We start from the raw sequence: 14,195 nt of genomic DNA, 5'->3' as shown, positions 1-14,195 counted from the left end.
GTCTCACATCCGGAAGACGCCGAAGCGGGGTTCGGGGAGCGGCGTGCGCGAGACGACATCGAGCGCCAGGCCCAGGAGGTCGCGCGTGTCGGCGGGGTCGATGATGCCGTCGTCCCACAGGCGCGCGGTCGCGTAGTACGGGTTGCCCTGCTCCTCGTACTGGGCGCGGATCGGCGCCTCGAACGCGGCCTGCTCGTCGGCGGCCCATTCCTCGCCGCGCGCTTCGAGCTGATCGCGCTTCACGGTCGACAGGACGGATGCCGCCTGCGGGCCTCCCATGACCGAGATGCGGCTCGCCGGCCACGTCCACAGGAAGCGCGGCGAGTACGCGCGTCCGCACATCGAGTAGTTGCCCGCTCCGAAGGACCCGCCGATCACCACGGTGAGCTTGGGCACGCGGGTCGTCGCGACGGCCGTGACCATCTTCGCGCCGTCCTTCGCGATGCCGCCGGCCTCGGCATCCGTCCCCACCATGAAGCCGGAGATGTTCTGCAGGAACAGCAGCGGGATGCCGCGCTGGTCGCACAGCTCGATGAAGTGCGCGCCCTTCTGCGCGGACTCGCTGAACAGGACGCCGTTGTTGGCGACGATCCCGACGGGGTGGCCGTGGATGCGCGCGAAGCCGGTCACGAGCGTGTCACCGTACTCCCGCTTGAACTCGTGGAGCTCGCTCGCATCCACGAGACGCGCGATCACTTCGCGCACGTCGTACGGCTGGTTCACGTCGACGGGGACGACGCCGTAGAGATCCCCGGGGTCGACGGCGGGCGCCACGGCGGTGGTGACATCCCACGCCGGCGCGGCCGGGAGCGGAAGGGTCGCGACGATGTCGCGCACGATCTCGAGCGCGTGCTCGTCGTCTTCGGCGAGATGATCGACCACACCGGAGCGCCGAGCGTGCAGCTCTCCCCCGCCGAGTTCCTCGGCCGTCACGACCTCGCCGATCGCGGCCTTCACGAGGGGCGGACCACCGAGGAAGATCGTGCCCTGATTGCGCACGATCACCGTCTCGTCGCTCATCGCCGGGACGTAGGCGCCGCCGGCCGTGCACGAGCCGAGGACGGCCGCGATCTGCGGGATGCCGGCGGCCGAAAGGCGAGCCTGGTTGAAGAAGATGCGCCCGAAGTGGTCCCGGTCGGGGAACACCTCGTCCTGCATCGGCAGGAACGCGCCGCCGGAGTCCACGAGGTAGATGCACGGCAGGCGGTTCTCGAAGGCGATCTCCTGAGCGCGGAGGTGCTTCTTCACGGTCATCGGATAGTAGGTGCCGCCCTTGACCGTCGCGTCGTTGCAGACGACCATCACCTGGCGGCCGTGGACGAGACCGATCCCCGCGATCACACCGGCGGCCGGGGCATCCCCGCCGTACAGTCCCTCCGCCGCGAGCGGGGCGATCTCGACGAAGGGACTCCCCTCGTCGAGGAGTCGCACGACGCGATCGCGCGGAAGCAGCTTCCCCCGGGCGAGATGGCGCGCGCGGGATGCTTCCGGACCGCCGAGTGCGACGGTGGCCAGCCGCTCGCGGAGTCGCGCGGCCTGCTCCGCCTGCGCGTCGCGCGTGCGCGCGAAGGCGTCGTCTCGGACGGCCGAGCTCGTCAGGGCACCCATGTCATCTCCGTCGACGTCACGATCGGGTCACGTTCGTTGTCGACACGCGACCGAATTGGTTAGTGTTCACTAACTGGAGTCCAGGTTAGCGAGGATTAACTGAGATGACAAGCGGGGTCACCGAGCGCGATCGTGCGAAGGCGGATCGCCAGGCGGCGATCCTCCACGAGGCGGCGAGGCTCTTCGCAGAGCGCGGCTTCAGCGGCGTGAGCCTGGAGGAGCTGGGCGCGGCGGTCGGCGTCAGCGGACCCGCCCTCTACCGGCACTTCGCGAACAAGCAGGCGCTGCTGGGCGCGATCCTCGTCGGCGTGAGTGAGCGCCTCCTCGCCGGCGGACGCGGCGTCGTCGACCGCGGCGGCACGCCCTCGGACCAGCTGCGCGCCATCATCGCGTTCCACGTGGACTTCGCGCTCAGCGATGCCGACGTCATCCGCGTGCAGGACCGCGACCTCGCGAGCCTGTCCGACGACGACCGCCACAGCGTGCGGCGCCTGCAACGGGAGTACGTCGAGGTCTGGGTCGGCATCCTCCTCGCCCTCCGCCCCGCGCGCACGCGCGAAGATCTGCGCGTTCGAGCCCACGCGTGCTTCGGCCTGATCAACTCGACACCGCACAGCGTCAGGGTGCTGCGGGAAGAGCCGCGCGAAGACCACGTGCGCGGCATCCTCGAGTCGATGGCGCTGGCCGCACTCAGCGCCTGACCCCGCGCGAGGTGCCCTAGTCTGAACGCACGATGCCGGAGTCCGGCCGGAACAGCGACGCAGACGGGGCGGCTGCCGCTGACGGCGGCGCCACGCCCCCGGGCTTCGACGTGCCACCGGAGACGGGCGGCGAGGCGAGCTCACGCCGCGACTTCCTGAAGTTCGGCGGCATCGCGGCCGCCGGTCTCGTGGTCGGCGGTGGCATCGGAGCCGCTGCGGGCGCCGCGATCGGCCACACGGTCGGAGTGCAGGAGGGGTCTGTCGACTTCGGCGCCGTGCCGCCGCGGTCAGAGCCGGGATTCGACCACGTGGTCGTGCTGATGGGCGAGAACCGTTCCTTCGACAACATGCTCGGCTGGCTGTACACGCCCGATGACCTGCCCGACGGCGCGACCTTCGATGGTCTCGCCTTCGGCGATTACGCCAATGTCGCGCCCACCGGCGAACGCATCGCTGCTCATCCGTACGACGGTCCGACCGATGAGGTCATGGGGCGGCCGAACCCCGATCCCGGCGAGGAGTTCCCGCACGTCAACACGCAGCTGTTCGGGACGGTCGACCCTGCGAGCAACGCCACGAGCCAGATCGGCCAGATGCAGGCGCCGTTCAACGCCCCGCCGACGGGCACCCGGGCCACGATGTCCGGGTTCGTCCAGGACTACTGGAACAACTACGAGCGGCTGCGCGGCGGCAAGGCGCCGTCCATCGACGAGACCAGGCACATCATGGGCGGCTTCTCGCCCGAGCAGCTGCCCGTGCTCTCCACGCTCGCCAGGGAGTTCGCCGTCTTCGACGCGTGGTTCGCGGCGGTGCCGTCGCAGACCTACTGCAATCGCGCGTTCTTCCACGCGTCGACCTCGCACGGCTTCGTCACCAACAAAGACGGTGGCGGCTACGACAAGTGGCTGGATGCGCCGAAGACGCCCACGGTCTTCAACCGCCTCGAAGAAGCCGGCGTGTCCTGGAAGATCTACTTCGACGAGATGCAGTTCGTGTCGCTGACCGGGATGATGCACGCCCCCGTCCTGCAGCAGTACTGGCGCACCGGGCGATTCGGCCACATGAAGGAGTTCTACGAGGACGCCCGCACCGGAAAGCTCCCTGCGTACGCCTTCATCGAGCCGCGCATGGTCTACAACCACAACGACTTCCATCCGCCGTTCGGCGTCTACAAGTCGAGCACGATCGACGGCCGCATGATCATCGACTCCGCGGTCTCCGACGTCCGAGCGGGCGAGAAGCTCGTCGCGAGCGTCTACAACGCGATCAAGCACTCGGCCACGCCCGGCGGATCGAACGCGATGAACACGATGCTCCTCATCACGTTCGACGAGCACGGCGGAACCTACGATCACGTGCCGCCCCCGCGCGCGACGCCCCCGACGGCGGGCGCGGGGCCGGGCGAGATGGGATTCTCCTTCGACCGGCTCGGTCTGCGCGTGCCCGCGATCGCCGTCTCCGCCTACACGCGCCGCAACACGATCGTCAACGACGAGATGCACCACGGTGCCGTCATCGCCACGCTGACGCGGCTGCACGGCCTTCGACCGCTCACGCGCCGCGACGCGGGCGCGAACGACCTCTTCTCGATCGTCAATCTCCCGACACCGCGCGATCCCGCGACGTGGCCCGTCGTCCACCCGATGTACGTGCCTGCGAATCCCGAGGAGGACGAGCCGCTCGACCTCAAGGACGGCGCGCACAGGGACAAGCCGCTCAGCCCTCCGGGCCGGGGGCTGGTCGGCCTGCTCCTCGCCCGTTACGGTTCCGACAGCGGGGACGAGCCGCTCACGTACCGCCAGGCGTACGAAGCGATCCACAAGCACGGCCTGGGCCTGTTCTACCCGAAGATCGACTGAACGCCCCGCGCACAGCGAGGGGGCCCGGCGCGCACCGCACCGGGCCCCCTCCACTCCCCTGCAGGTTCAGCGCAGCAGCATCGCGCGGCCGGGCTCGCGCAGCACGTTCGCGACATCCACCATGAATCGCGAGCCCTGCTCTCCGTCGACCAGGCGGTGGTCGAACGAGAGCGCCAGGGTCATCACGTCGCGCAGAGCGATCTCGCCCTTGTACTCCCAGGGCTGGCGCCGCACCGCGCCGAGCGCGAGGATCCCGGCCTCGCCCGGGTTGAGGATCGGCGTTCCCGCATCGACGCCGAACACCCCGACGTTCGTGATCGAGAACGTGCCGCCCATCATGTCGGCCGGGGCCGTCTTGCCCGCGCGCGCGGTCTCGGCGAGGGTGCGGATCGCGTCCCCCAGCTCGACGAGCGAGAGCTCCTGCGCATCGCGGATGTTCGGCACGACGAGGCCGCGGCCCGTCGCCGCGGCGATGCCGAGGTTGACGTAGTGGTGCTCGACGATCTCGCCGGCCGCGTCGTCCCACCGCGAGTTCAGTCCGGGGTGGTGGGCGAGCGCCAGGCAGACGGCCTTCGCCGCGACCGCCATGACACCGATCTTGTGCTCCTGGAGCGCGCGGTCGGCCTTCAGAGAGGCGATCAGCTCCGTCGTCGCGGTCACGTCCACGGTCAGGAATGTCGTCACGTGCGGGGCGGTGAACGCGCTGCGGACCATGGCCTCGGCGGTGTGCTTGCGCACCCCGCGGATCGGCGTCCGCGTGGTCCGCTCCCCCGACATCGGCATCGGACGCAGCTCGGGCATGAGCTCGGGCTCGGCGACGGATGCCGTGCCCACGGGTGCTGCGCCCACGCGCTCGGCGTAGGACTCGACATCCGCCCTCGTGATGACGCCGTTCGCGCCGGTCGCTTCGACGAGCGCCAGATCGATGCCGAGCTGCTTGGCGAACAGGCGCACCGGCGGGGTCGAGCGCGGACGCTCGAGCGGACGCTCGACCTCGGTGAGGTGGATCGCGTCGTGCGGCGCCGCCTCGAGGACAGCGGTGTCGGATGCCGCGGGCCGGCCCGCCGCGGAACGCGCGCGACGCTGCGGGCGGGCGCTGCCACGGGGCGCAGCCCCGTACCCCACGAGATTGGGCTCGGCCTTGGAGGACTCCTCCCCAGCCTGCTCCGACTCGGCAGCCGGAGCGGGCGCGACCACATCATCCCCACCCAGGTCGTAGGAGATGAGCACGGAGCCGACCTCGACCACATCGCCGGCTGCGGCGTGGAGCTTCGAGATCGCACCGGCATAGGGTGACGGCAGTTCGACGACGGCCTTCGCGGTCTCGACCTCCGCGATCGTCTGATTGAGCGTCACGGTGTCACCCTCGGCGACGAGCCACGCGACGATCTCCGCCTCGGGGAGGCCCTCGCCGAGGTCGGGGAGCCGGAAGTCCTGGATCACAGCTCGACTCCCGTCAGGCTGTTCGGGCGATCCATCACCCGGTCGACGGCATCGAGGATGCGGTCGAGATCGGGGATGTGGTGCTTCTCCAGCTTGGCAGGCGGGTACGGGGTGTCGTGCCCGGTGACGCGCTGCGGCGGCGCCTCGAGGAAGTTGAAGCAGCGCTCCGTCACGCTCGCGACGAGCTCTGCGCCCACGCCCGCCTCGCGAGCCGCCTCGTGGGTGACGACCACACGCCCGGTCTTGCGGACGGACGCGGTCACCGTGCGGTAGTCGACCGGCGAGATCGAACGCAGGTCGATGACCTCGATCGAGACCCCGTCGTCCTCGGCAGCGGTCGCGGCATCCATCGCGGTCAGAACCTGCGAACCGTACGTGAGCAGCGTCACGTCGCTGCCCTCGCGGGCCACGCGCGCGAGTCCCATCGGCGGGGCGTCGGCGAGGTCCACATCGAGGTCCACCTCGCCCTTCGTGTGGTAGAGCCGCTTGGGCTCGAAGTAGACGACCGGGTCGTTGGAGGCGATGGCCTGGCGCAGCATGACATAGGCGTCCTGCGGGTTCGAGACCGCGATGACGCGCAGTCCGGAGGTGTGCACGAAGTACGCCTCGGGCGATTCGGAGTGGTGCTCGGCCGCCCCGACGCCGCCCGCCCACGGGATGCGGATCGTGATCGGCATCTGCACGTTTCCGCGCGTGCGGTAGTGCATCTTGGCGACCTGGCACACGATCTGGTCGAACGCGGGATACATGAACCCGTCGAACTGGATCTCGACGACGGGCCGGTATCCGCGGAAGGCCAGACCCACGGCCGTGCCCATGATGCCGGCCTCGGCGAGCGGGGTGTCGACCACGCGCTGGGCACCGAACTCGTCCTGGAGTCCGTCGGTGATGCGGAACACGCCGCCGAGCTTGCCGATGTCCTCGCCCATGACGAGCACCTTCGGGTCGTCGGCCATCGCGCGACGGAGTCCCTCGTTGATGGCCTTCGCCATGGTGAGCTGCCTCATCGAACCGCCTCCGTGCCTTCGACGGTGAAGCCCTCGAGGTAGGCGCCGAACCACGCGCGCTGCTCGTCGATGCCGGAGTGCTGCTCGGCGTAGACGTTGTCGAAGACGGTGATCGGGTCGCGCGTGACCGCGCCCTGCGCGGCGGCGCGCACCTCGGCGGCCAGTGCGTCGGCATCGGCCGCGACGCGTGCGGCGAACTCGTCGTCGAACTCGCCCTGCGCGCGCAACAGCGCCTCGATGCGGGCCAGCGGATCACGGCCCTTCCAGCGCTCGACCTCTTCCTTGTCGCGGTATCGCGTCGGGTCATCGGATGTCGTGTGCGGGCCCATGCGGTAGGTGACGGCCTCGATGAACGCGGGACCGTTCCCCTGACGGGCGTTGTCGACGGCCCACCGCATCGCGGCCAGGCACGCCAGCACATCGTTGCCGTCGACGCGCATGCTCGGGATGCCGAACCCCGGCGCGCGGCCCGCGATCGGGAACTTGGCCTGCACCGAGACGGGCTCGGAGATGGCCCACTGATTGTTCGTGCACACGAACACCACGGGCGCGCCGAAGGACGATGCGAAGATCATCGCCTCGTTGACGTCGCCCTGGCTGGTGGCGCCGTCGCCGAAGTAGGCGGCCGCGACCTGGTCGGTGCCGTCGCGCTGGATGCCCATCGCGTAACCGACGGCGTGCAGGGACTGGGCGCCGATGATGATCTGCTGAGTGGCCGTGTTGATGTCGAACGGGTTGTACGTCGAGTGCTCCTCGCCGCGCCACGCGAGAACGTAGTCCGCGGGCTGGGCGCCCCGCACGAAGGCGACGCCGGTCTCGCGGTAGCTCGGGAAGGCGAAGTCGTCGGCGCGGAGGCCGCGGGCGGTGCCGATCTGCGTCGCCTCCTGGCCCTGGCAGGGCGGCCACAGCGCGAGCTGACCTTGGCGCTGGAGCGCGACGCCCTCGGTGTCGATGCGACGGAGCAGGACCATGTCGCGGTAGAGCGAGCGCAGGGCCGCGCCGTCGATGTCCGCCACCCACCGATCGAGCTCCGGGTCGGCGATCCGCTCGCCGTCGGGAGTGACCAGCCGTGCGACGTCATCGGTGTCGGTCGCGAGATCGGCGGTCGGGGTCAGGGTGTGCGTCATCGTCATCACTCCTCGGTGCAACCCTCCCTCGTGAGGAGGGGCGTCGTGGCGCCGACATCGTCGCCGGCACCTTCGAGGCTACGTCCGCATCGCACCTCGCTCAAGCATCCGCGCTCCGCTTGAGCATGTTGACAACTGATGGGCCCCCAGACCGTGCTAACGTTTCGCACTATGAGTGCCCTCGATCATGTCGACCTCGAGCTCCTGGCCGCCCTCTCGGCCGACCCCCGCGCGACCGTCGTCGCCCTCGCCGAACGCCTCGGCCTGTCACGCAACACGGTGCAGGCGCGCATGGCCCGACTCGAGCGCTCGGGCGTCTTCCTGTCGTACGAGCGGGCGATCTCATCGTCCTCGCTGGGCTACCCGATCGAGGCGTTCATCAGCGTCATCGTGCGGCAGGCGGACCTTCCCCGCATCTCGGCGGAGCTCGCCCGCGTGCCCGAGATCGTGCAGGCGCACGGCCTGTCCGGCCAGGTCGATCTCCTGGTGCGCGTCGCGTGCCGCGATACGCAGCACCTCTTCGACACCGACGCCCGCATCCTGGCGATCGAGGGCGTCGAGCGCACCGAGACCTCGCTCGTGATGGGCGAGGTCATCCCGCACCGCGTCATGCCCCTGATGGAGCTGGCACGACGGGAGCAGTGAGCCTGTGCCGCTACGGGAGCGGAACGCTCGCCGCGGGTGACGGCACCGCGGTCGGCGGAGCGGATCGCAGGTCGTCGACTTTGACCAGGACGACCCCGATGAGAATGAGCGCACCGCCGGCGAACTGGATCGGCGCGGGCACCTCGGCGAGGAAGATCCACGCGAAGCCGAGCGCGAACAGCACCTCGGAGAGCCCCACGAACGAGGCGACGCGTGAGCCGATGCGCGGCACGGCCATGACGCCGAGGGCGTAACCGAGGGTCGTGGCGACCGCAGCGACCCACAGCAGCGGAACGAACCACGGCACCTCGACACCGGCCAGCTCGACCGATACCGCCGGCGCCTGGAACGGCATGACGCCCACCAGGCACAGCAGACCCATGATCGCGGCGCCGACGAGCAGACCGCTCGCCGCGAGTGCGAGCGGGGGCAGATCGTCGCCGGCCCGCTCGGAGATGACGAAGTACGCGCACACGCAGACCGCTGCCGCGAGAGCCAGGAGCGTGCCGATGAGGTCGAACGAGGCGCCCGAGATATCGACCACCAGGACGAGTCCGAGCACCGCCACTGCGGAGCCCCAGAGCACGAGAGACGACGGCGCCTTGCGCGTGCGCAACCACACGAATGCGACGAGCATCACCGGCGCGAGGTACTGGATGAGAAGTGCCACCGCGACCGGCATGCGCTGCATCGCCGAGAAGAAGAACAGCTGGCACCCGAGCACCGGCATGAGTCCGAAGCCGGCGATCAGTCTCCAATGCCGGCGGAGGAACCCCGGCTGGCGCCGGATCGCGCGGAACACGGCCGGCGAGAGGATGAGACCTGCCACCCCCATCCGTACGAGCAAGGCGGCGCCGAGGGACCATCCGGCCTCGAGCAGCGGCTTGATGAAGGGTCCGCTGGACGAGAAGGCGAGCGCGGAGGCGACCGCCATCACGAGCCCGGTCGTGCGAAGACGAGAGGATGCCGCGATCGGTGTGATCACGGGCAGCGACGCGGTGGAGACGGTCATGGGCGGCATCCGACTGTCAGGGGTGAAACGTGTTTACACTGGTGACGGTATCGAATCGGATGTCAGGAGTCAACATGGTTTTCATCCATGACACGAAGCGCACGCTCATGATGGTCGTGGACCTGGTGAACACGCTGCCCGGCTACGACGGCGACGACACGCTGCAGACCCCCGACGACCTGACGCGGTTCCTCGTGACGAACCCGTACACCGGCGTCGTCCGCACCGACGACGAGGAGGTCGCCACGGTGCGGGAGGTGCGGTCGCGACTGCGCGAACTGTGGCAGGTCGACCGCGAGGGGGCCGTGCCGCTGGTGAACGAGATGCTCGCCGACGGCGAGGCACTCCCCCGTCTCGTCATCCACGACGAGTATGACTGGCACATCCACGCGACCTCGGACGACTCGCCCCTCGCCACCCGCATGATGGTCGAGGCGGCGATGGCGTTCATCGACGTCATCCGCTCCGACGAGTACGACCGGGTGCGGACGTGCTCCGCGGACGACTGCGACTCCGTCTACATCGACTACTCGAAGAACGGGTCCAAGCGCTACTGCGACACCGGCAACTGCGGCAATCGCATGAATGTCATCGCGTATCGGGCCCGGAAGGCTCGAGAAAGCGCCTGATCGCGTCCGCCGCGACGGCGGGCGTCTCGTAGTGGATCAGATGGCCGACGTCGGGGATCTCGACGAGGTCTGCCGACGGGAACAGCGTCGCGAGGGTGCGCTCCGCCTCGATCGGCGTGATGTCGTCCCGCACCGCGGCGACGAGGAGCGTGGGCTGCGGGATGCGCGGCGCGAACTCGCGCACGTCGTGCGACACCGACGCGAGGAACGCGTCGTGCAGCACATCGCGATCGGCGAACCGCGAGAAGTATGTGTCGTGCTGATCGTGGATGAACGAGCGCAGGTCGGGATCCTTGGTCTTGGCCATCGACACGCTCATGACGCGCACGATCATGCCGTTGCGCAGCAGCGCCTCGCCGAGACGATCGGGAAGCCGGGCTCCCGCCCAGTAGTAGAACACCGCCAGCCGCGTGAGCAGCCCGCGCGGTCCCTCGAGCGCCGGAGCGCCGATCGGGTTCACCAGCACCACGCGCGGTGTGTCGAGGCCACGGGCGACAGCGGCCGAGACGACGATCGATCCGAACGAGTGGCCGAGGATCACCGCCCCCGGGGCGACGGCGGCCGCGAACTCCGCGAGCCAGCCGGCGTACGCATCGAGGTCGTGACGGATGCCGGGCAGCGGCGCGGTCTCGCCGAACCCGGGGAGATCCGGTGAGATGATCCGCACGTCCGGAAGGTGAGCGACCACGGGCTCGAGGCCGTGATGCTCACCGCGAAAGCCGTGGACGGCGATCACGGTGGTGGCGGCATCCGGCCGTCCGTACACCCAGTACGCGGTGACGCCCCCGCCGACGGCGACCTCGTGACGCTCGACGGGGATCGCGTCGAGGAGAGGTGCGTACGGGTTCGGGGCGGCCACCCCCCGATTCTACGAGGCGCCGTCGGTGCGCCTGGCCGGCCGTGTCGGCCGTCGCGCATACCGTGGTCGGCATGGAGCACTGGCGGGCCGAACCCCTCGCGCTCTTCGACGTCCCCGAGTGGGTGCGGGTCGTCGGCGTCTTCGACCTCGAGACGACCGGCGTCGATGTCACGGCCGACCGGATCGTGACCGCCCACGTCGGGCTGCTCGATGCCTCCGGCGCCGTTCTCAACGCACGTGACTGGCTCGCCGATCCGGGCGTGGCGATCCCCGAGGGCGCGGCCGCGATCCACGGCATCTCGACGGCGCACGCCCGCGCACACGGCCGTCCGGCACCGCAGGTCATCGGCGAGGTGGTGGCCGCGCTGCGCGGCCTGCTCGATGCCGGCATCCCGATCGTGGCGTACAACGCGCCCTACGACTTCTCGCTGCTCAAGTACGAGGCTCAGCGGCACGGCATCGAGCCCATCCTCGATCCCTCACCGGTCATCGATCCTCTCGTCGTCGACAAGGCGTATGACCGCTGGCGGCGCGGCAAGCGCACCCTGTCTGTCGTCGCAGCCCACTACGCGGTGCGTCTCGACGGTGCGCACGAGGCCGCCGCCGACGCGGTCGCAGCGGGGCGCGTCGCGCAGGCACTCGCCGAGCGCTACGCGCCCTGGCTCCCCGACACCGCGCACGAGCTGCACACGAGGCAGATCGCGTGGGCGCGAGCCCAGGCGGCGAGTCTCACCGACTACTTCATCCAGATCGGACGTCTCGACCCCGAGGATCGGCTCGACGGCAGCTGGCCGATCCGCTAACCGCCGGTCGGTCGACGCTGCGCACGAACGACGAAGGCCCCGCCGGAGCGGGGCCTTCGAGGACAGCTGCTTACTTGGAGCCGAAGTTCTTGAAGCGCTGGTTGAACTTCTCGACGCGACCGGCCGAGTCCATGATGCGCTGCTTGCCCGTGTAGAACGGGTGCGAGGCGGACGAGATCTCGACGTCGATGACGGGGTACTCGACACCGTCGAGCTCGATCGTCTTGTCGCTGGTCACCGTCGAACGGGTGAGGAAGGTCTCGCCGGAGCCGAGGTCGCGGAACACGACGGCCTGGTACTCGGGGTGGATGTCAGTCTTCATGGGAAGTCCTTTGAAAGTGGGCCCTGGATTTTGCCAGGACGGACAAAGTCTGAGGTGCGAGTGCACCAAAAAGCGATTCTATCAGCCTCGGGGCCTGTCGCGGAATCGGCGGCCGGGGACGGCTCAGTGGGCCGCGCGCGCGGCGTAGCGGCCGTCGTGCTCGGTGAGCTGGATGGGCACGCCGAAGGTCTCGGTGAGCGCCTCGGCGGTGAGAGTCTCCTGGATGGGTCCGGATGCCACGGCGCGCCCTTCTGCCAGCAGCAGGACGTGCGTGAACCCGACGGGGATCTCTTCGACGTGATGGGTGACCATGATCATCGCGGGCGTCGTCGGTGCCTGGGCGTAGCCGCTGAGGAGGATCAGGAGCTCCTCGCGGGCACCGAGATCGAGGCTCGCGGTGGGCTCGTCCAGCAGCAGCAGCTCGGGGTCGGTCATGACGGCGCGAGCGATCTGCACGCGCTTCTGCTCGCCGTCGCTGAGGGTGCCGAATGTGCGGTCTGCGAGGTGATCGAGCTTCCACTCGGCCAGCACGCGCAGCGCGCGCCGCTCGTCGAGGTCCTCGTAGTCCTCGCGCCAGCGGCCGAGCACCGAGTACGCCGCCGTGAGCACGACGTCGAGCACGGTCTCCTCCGGAGGCACGCGCCGGGCCATCGCCGACGACGCGAATCCGATGCGCGGACGCAGCTCGAACACGTCGGTGCGGCCCAATCGCTCGCCGAGGATCGTCACGACGCCGGACGTCGGGTGCATCAGGGTGTCGGCGAGCTGGAGCACCGTGGTCTTGCCCGCGCCGTTGGGGCCGAGGATCACCCAGCGCTCGTCGTCGGACACGTTCCAGTCGAGGTGATCGACGATGTCCCTGGCGTTCCTGCGGACGACGACGTCGGAGAATTCGAGGACCTGCGGCATGCGTCCAGCCTATCGGCCGGACGCGGTCACCTCCGCGTACAGCGCGGCCGTCTGGTCGGCGATGCTCTGCCAGCTGAAGTCGTTCGTCGCCCGCTCGCGGCCGGCCCGTCCGTATGCTCGCGCGCGCTCAGGATCCGACACGACCTCGGTGAGCACGGCGGCGAGATCCTCGACGAACTTCTCGGGATCGGTCGGCGTGCCGGTGCCGTCCTGCACCTGGTCGATCGGAACGAGACGCCCCGTGACGCCGTCGACGACGACCTCCGGGATGCCACCGGTCGCCGTCCCCACGACGGCGGCGCCGCACGCCATCGCCTCGAGGTTCACGATGCCCAGCGGCTCGTACACCGACGGGCACACGAACGTCGTGGCGGCGGTGAGGACCGTGCAGAGCTCGTGGCGGGACAGCATCCGATCGATCCACACGACGCCGTCGCGCGTGCGCTGGAGTCCGCGCACGAGCTCCTCGACCTCGGCCATGATCTGCGGCGTGTCGGGGGCACCGGCGCAGAGCACGACCTGCACGTCGGCGGGGAGTCGCTCGGCGGCACGCAGGAAGTACGGCAGACCCTTCTGGCGCGTGATCCGCCCGACGAAGACCACGGACGGACGCGAGGCATCGATGCCGAGCCCGGCCAGCAGGGTCAGGTCTTCGACCGGATGCCACGACTCGACGTCGATGCCGTTGTAGATGACCCTGACATCGTCGGGATCCAGCGACGGGTAGCTGCGCAGGATGTCCTGGCGCATGCCTTCGCTGACCGCGACGATCGCCGCGGCGCCCTCGTAGGCGGTCTTCTCGATCCAGCTCGAGACGGCGTATCCGCCTCCCAGCTGCTCGGCCTTCCAGGGCCGCAGGGGCTCGAGACTGTGCGCGGTGACGATGTGCGGGATGCCGTGGAGCAGGGACGCGAGGTGTCCGGCGAAGTTCGCGTACCAAGTGTGGCTGTGCACGACGTCGGCGCCCGCGACATCCGTCACGATCTCCAGGTCGGTGCCGAGGGTCTGGACGGCCGCGTTCGCGGTGTTCAGTTCCGCGGGCACGCCGTACGAGGTGGTGCCCTCCTCGTCGCGCTCCGCGCCGAAAGCGCGCACCCGGACGTCCAGTGACTCGCGCAGCGCCTTGACCAGCTCGGTGACGTGCACCCCCGCGCCACCGTAGATCTCGGGCGGGTACTCCTTCGTCACGATGTCCACGCGCATGGGACGAAACCTAGTACACGCGACGCACCGGGAAAACCCGCTACCCGGGTTCGGACCTGCCCCCTAGG

General features: G+C 69.6%; 14 protein-coding genes. 5 read left to right on the top strand and 9 right to left on the bottom strand.

Translation table 11 applies throughout. The annotated features are described in order from the left end of the window. Positions 1-3 precede the first annotated feature (3 nt). Entirely contained in the window at positions 4-1,608 is a 1,605-nt protein-coding gene (locus OL358_RS13730) for a carboxyl transferase domain-containing protein (protein ID WP_264710629.1), read from the bottom strand. 104 nt (positions 1,609-1,712) lie between these two features. Between OL358_RS13730 and OL358_RS13725 the strand changes: the two genes are divergently transcribed. Together OL358_RS13725 and OL358_RS13720 are read left to right on the top strand one after the other, a co-directional pair. Beyond that, the gene (locus OL358_RS13725; protein WP_264710628.1) at positions 1,713-2,309 is read left to right on the top strand and encodes a TetR/AcrR family transcriptional regulator; all 597 of its coding nucleotides are present in this window, start codon (positions 1,713-1,715) and stop codon (positions 2,307-2,309) included. Positions 2,310-2,341: 32 nt separating this feature from the next. Further along, entirely contained in the window at positions 2,342-4,168 is a 1,827-nt protein-coding gene (locus tag OL358_RS13720) for an alkaline phosphatase family protein (RefSeq protein WP_264710627.1), read from the top strand. Between the two features lie 66 nt (positions 4,169-4,234). Here OL358_RS13720 and OL358_RS13715 read toward each other — a convergent pair whose 3' ends face one another. The 3 genes from OL358_RS13715 to pdhA are packed head-to-tail and all read right to left on the bottom strand — an operon-like array spanning position 4,235 to position 7,751. Further along, positions 4,235-5,611, bottom strand: coding sequence for a dihydrolipoamide acetyltransferase family protein (locus OL358_RS13715; RefSeq protein WP_264710626.1), 1,377 nt, complete (start codon positions 5,609-5,611; stop codon positions 4,235-4,237). Beyond that, positions 5,608-6,618, bottom strand: coding sequence for an alpha-ketoacid dehydrogenase subunit beta (locus OL358_RS13710; protein ID WP_264710625.1), 1,011 nt, complete (start codon positions 6,616-6,618; stop codon positions 5,608-5,610). The genes OL358_RS13715 and OL358_RS13710 overlap by 4 nt, the downstream gene beginning before the upstream one ends. Beyond that, positions 6,615-7,751 carry a pyruvate dehydrogenase (acetyl-transferring) E1 component subunit alpha gene (gene pdhA / locus OL358_RS13705; protein ID WP_264710624.1) on the bottom strand — a complete coding sequence of 379 codons (1,137 nt, stop codon included), beginning with the start codon at positions 7,749-7,751 and terminating at the stop codon, positions 6,615-6,617. Before pdhA ends, OL358_RS13710 begins: the two co-directional genes overlap by 4 nt. Before the next feature lie 165 nt (positions 7,752-7,916). On the opposite strand from pdhA, the gene OL358_RS13700 reads away from it, so the two are divergent. Continuing rightward, complete coding sequence (locus OL358_RS13700) at positions 7,917-8,390, top strand: Lrp/AsnC family transcriptional regulator (protein WP_264710623.1); 474 nt, start codon at positions 7,917-7,919, stop codon at positions 8,388-8,390. Positions 8,391-8,400: 10 nt separating this feature from the next. Here OL358_RS13700 and OL358_RS13695 read toward each other — a convergent pair whose 3' ends face one another. Beyond that, positions 8,401-9,402 carry an EamA family transporter gene (locus tag OL358_RS13695; RefSeq protein WP_264710622.1) on the bottom strand — a complete coding sequence of 334 codons (1,002 nt, stop codon included), beginning with the start codon at positions 9,400-9,402 and terminating at the stop codon, positions 8,401-8,403. A gap of 74 nt (positions 9,403-9,476) precedes the next feature. Between OL358_RS13695 and OL358_RS13690 the strand changes: the two genes are divergently transcribed. Further along, on the top strand, positions 9,477-10,031 hold the full coding sequence (locus tag OL358_RS13690; protein ID WP_264710621.1) for a CGNR zinc finger domain-containing protein: 555 nt from the start codon (positions 9,477-9,479) through the stop codon (positions 10,029-10,031). On the opposite strand, the gene OL358_RS13685 is transcribed toward OL358_RS13690, so the two are convergent. Continuing rightward, the gene (locus OL358_RS13685) at positions 9,991-10,890 is read right to left on the bottom strand and encodes an alpha/beta fold hydrolase (protein ID WP_264710620.1); all 900 of its coding nucleotides are present in this window, start codon (positions 10,888-10,890) and stop codon (positions 9,991-9,993) included. The two genes, OL358_RS13690 and OL358_RS13685, sit on opposite strands and share 41 nt — an antisense overlap. Before the next feature lie 71 nt (positions 10,891-10,961). Here OL358_RS13685 and OL358_RS13680 point away from each other — a divergent pair, with 71 nt between their 5' ends. After that, on the top strand, positions 10,962-11,693 hold the full coding sequence (locus OL358_RS13680) for an exonuclease domain-containing protein (protein WP_264710619.1): 732 nt from the start codon (positions 10,962-10,964) through the stop codon (positions 11,691-11,693). Positions 11,694-11,763: 70 nt separating this feature from the next. On the opposite strand, the gene OL358_RS13675 is transcribed toward OL358_RS13680, so the two are convergent. From OL358_RS13675 to glgA, 3 genes are all read right to left on the bottom strand, one after another. After that, positions 11,764-12,015, bottom strand: coding sequence for a type B 50S ribosomal protein L31 (locus tag OL358_RS13675; RefSeq protein WP_264710618.1), 252 nt, complete (start codon positions 12,013-12,015; stop codon positions 11,764-11,766). A gap of 123 nt (positions 12,016-12,138) precedes the next feature. Continuing rightward, positions 12,139-12,924: an ABC transporter ATP-binding protein gene (locus OL358_RS13670; RefSeq protein ID WP_264710617.1), complete on the bottom strand. Its 786-nt coding sequence runs from the start codon at positions 12,922-12,924 to the stop codon at positions 12,139-12,141. 9 nt (positions 12,925-12,933) lie between these two features. Further along, positions 12,934-14,127 (bottom strand): glycogen synthase, encoded by a 1,194-nt coding sequence (gene glgA, locus OL358_RS13665; protein ID WP_264710616.1) that lies wholly within the window; start codon positions 14,125-14,127, stop codon positions 12,934-12,936. Between the last annotated feature and the right edge of the window lie 68 nt (positions 14,128-14,195).

The sequence above is a fragment of the Microbacterium sp. SSM24 genome (assembly GCF_025989145.1).
Taxonomy (GTDB): domain Bacteria; phylum Actinomycetota; class Actinomycetes; order Actinomycetales; family Microbacteriaceae; genus Microbacterium.
This window is presented reverse-complemented; position numbering and strand designations above follow the sequence as displayed.

Coding starts and splice junctions, on each gene's coding strand:
- OL358_RS13675 (WP_264710618.1), bottom strand. CDS start 12,015: ATGAAGACTGACATCCACCCCGAGTACCAGGCCGTCGTGTTCCGCGAC.
- glgA (WP_264710616.1), bottom strand. CDS start 14,127: ATGCGCGTGGACATCGTGACGAAGGAGTACCCGCCCGAGATCTACGGT.
- OL358_RS13730 (WP_264710629.1), bottom strand. CDS start 1,608: ATGGGTGCCCTGACGAGCTCGGCCGTCCGAGACGACGCCTTCGCGCGC.
- OL358_RS13695 (WP_264710622.1), bottom strand. CDS start 9,402: ATGACCGTCTCCACCGCGTCGCTGCCCGTGATCACACCGATCGCGGCA.
- OL358_RS13690 (WP_264710621.1), top strand. CDS start 9,477: ATGGTTTTCATCCATGACACGAAGCGCACGCTCATGATGGTCGTGGAC.
- OL358_RS13700 (WP_264710623.1), top strand. CDS start 7,917: ATGAGTGCCCTCGATCATGTCGACCTCGAGCTCCTGGCCGCCCTCTCG.
- OL358_RS13680 (WP_264710619.1), top strand. CDS start 10,962: ATGGAGCACTGGCGGGCCGAACCCCTCGCGCTCTTCGACGTCCCCGAG.
- OL358_RS13710 (WP_264710625.1), bottom strand. CDS start 6,618: ATGAGGCAGCTCACCATGGCGAAGGCCATCAACGAGGGACTCCGTCGC.
- OL358_RS13720 (WP_264710627.1), top strand. CDS start 2,342: ATGCCGGAGTCCGGCCGGAACAGCGACGCAGACGGGGCGGCTGCCGCT.
- OL358_RS13725 (WP_264710628.1), top strand. CDS start 1,713: ATGACAAGCGGGGTCACCGAGCGCGATCGTGCGAAGGCGGATCGCCAG.
- pdhA (WP_264710624.1), bottom strand. CDS start 7,751: ATGACGATGACGCACACCCTGACCCCGACCGCCGATCTCGCGACCGAC.
- OL358_RS13670 (WP_264710617.1), bottom strand. CDS start 12,924: ATGCCGCAGGTCCTCGAATTCTCCGACGTCGTCGTCCGCAGGAACGCC.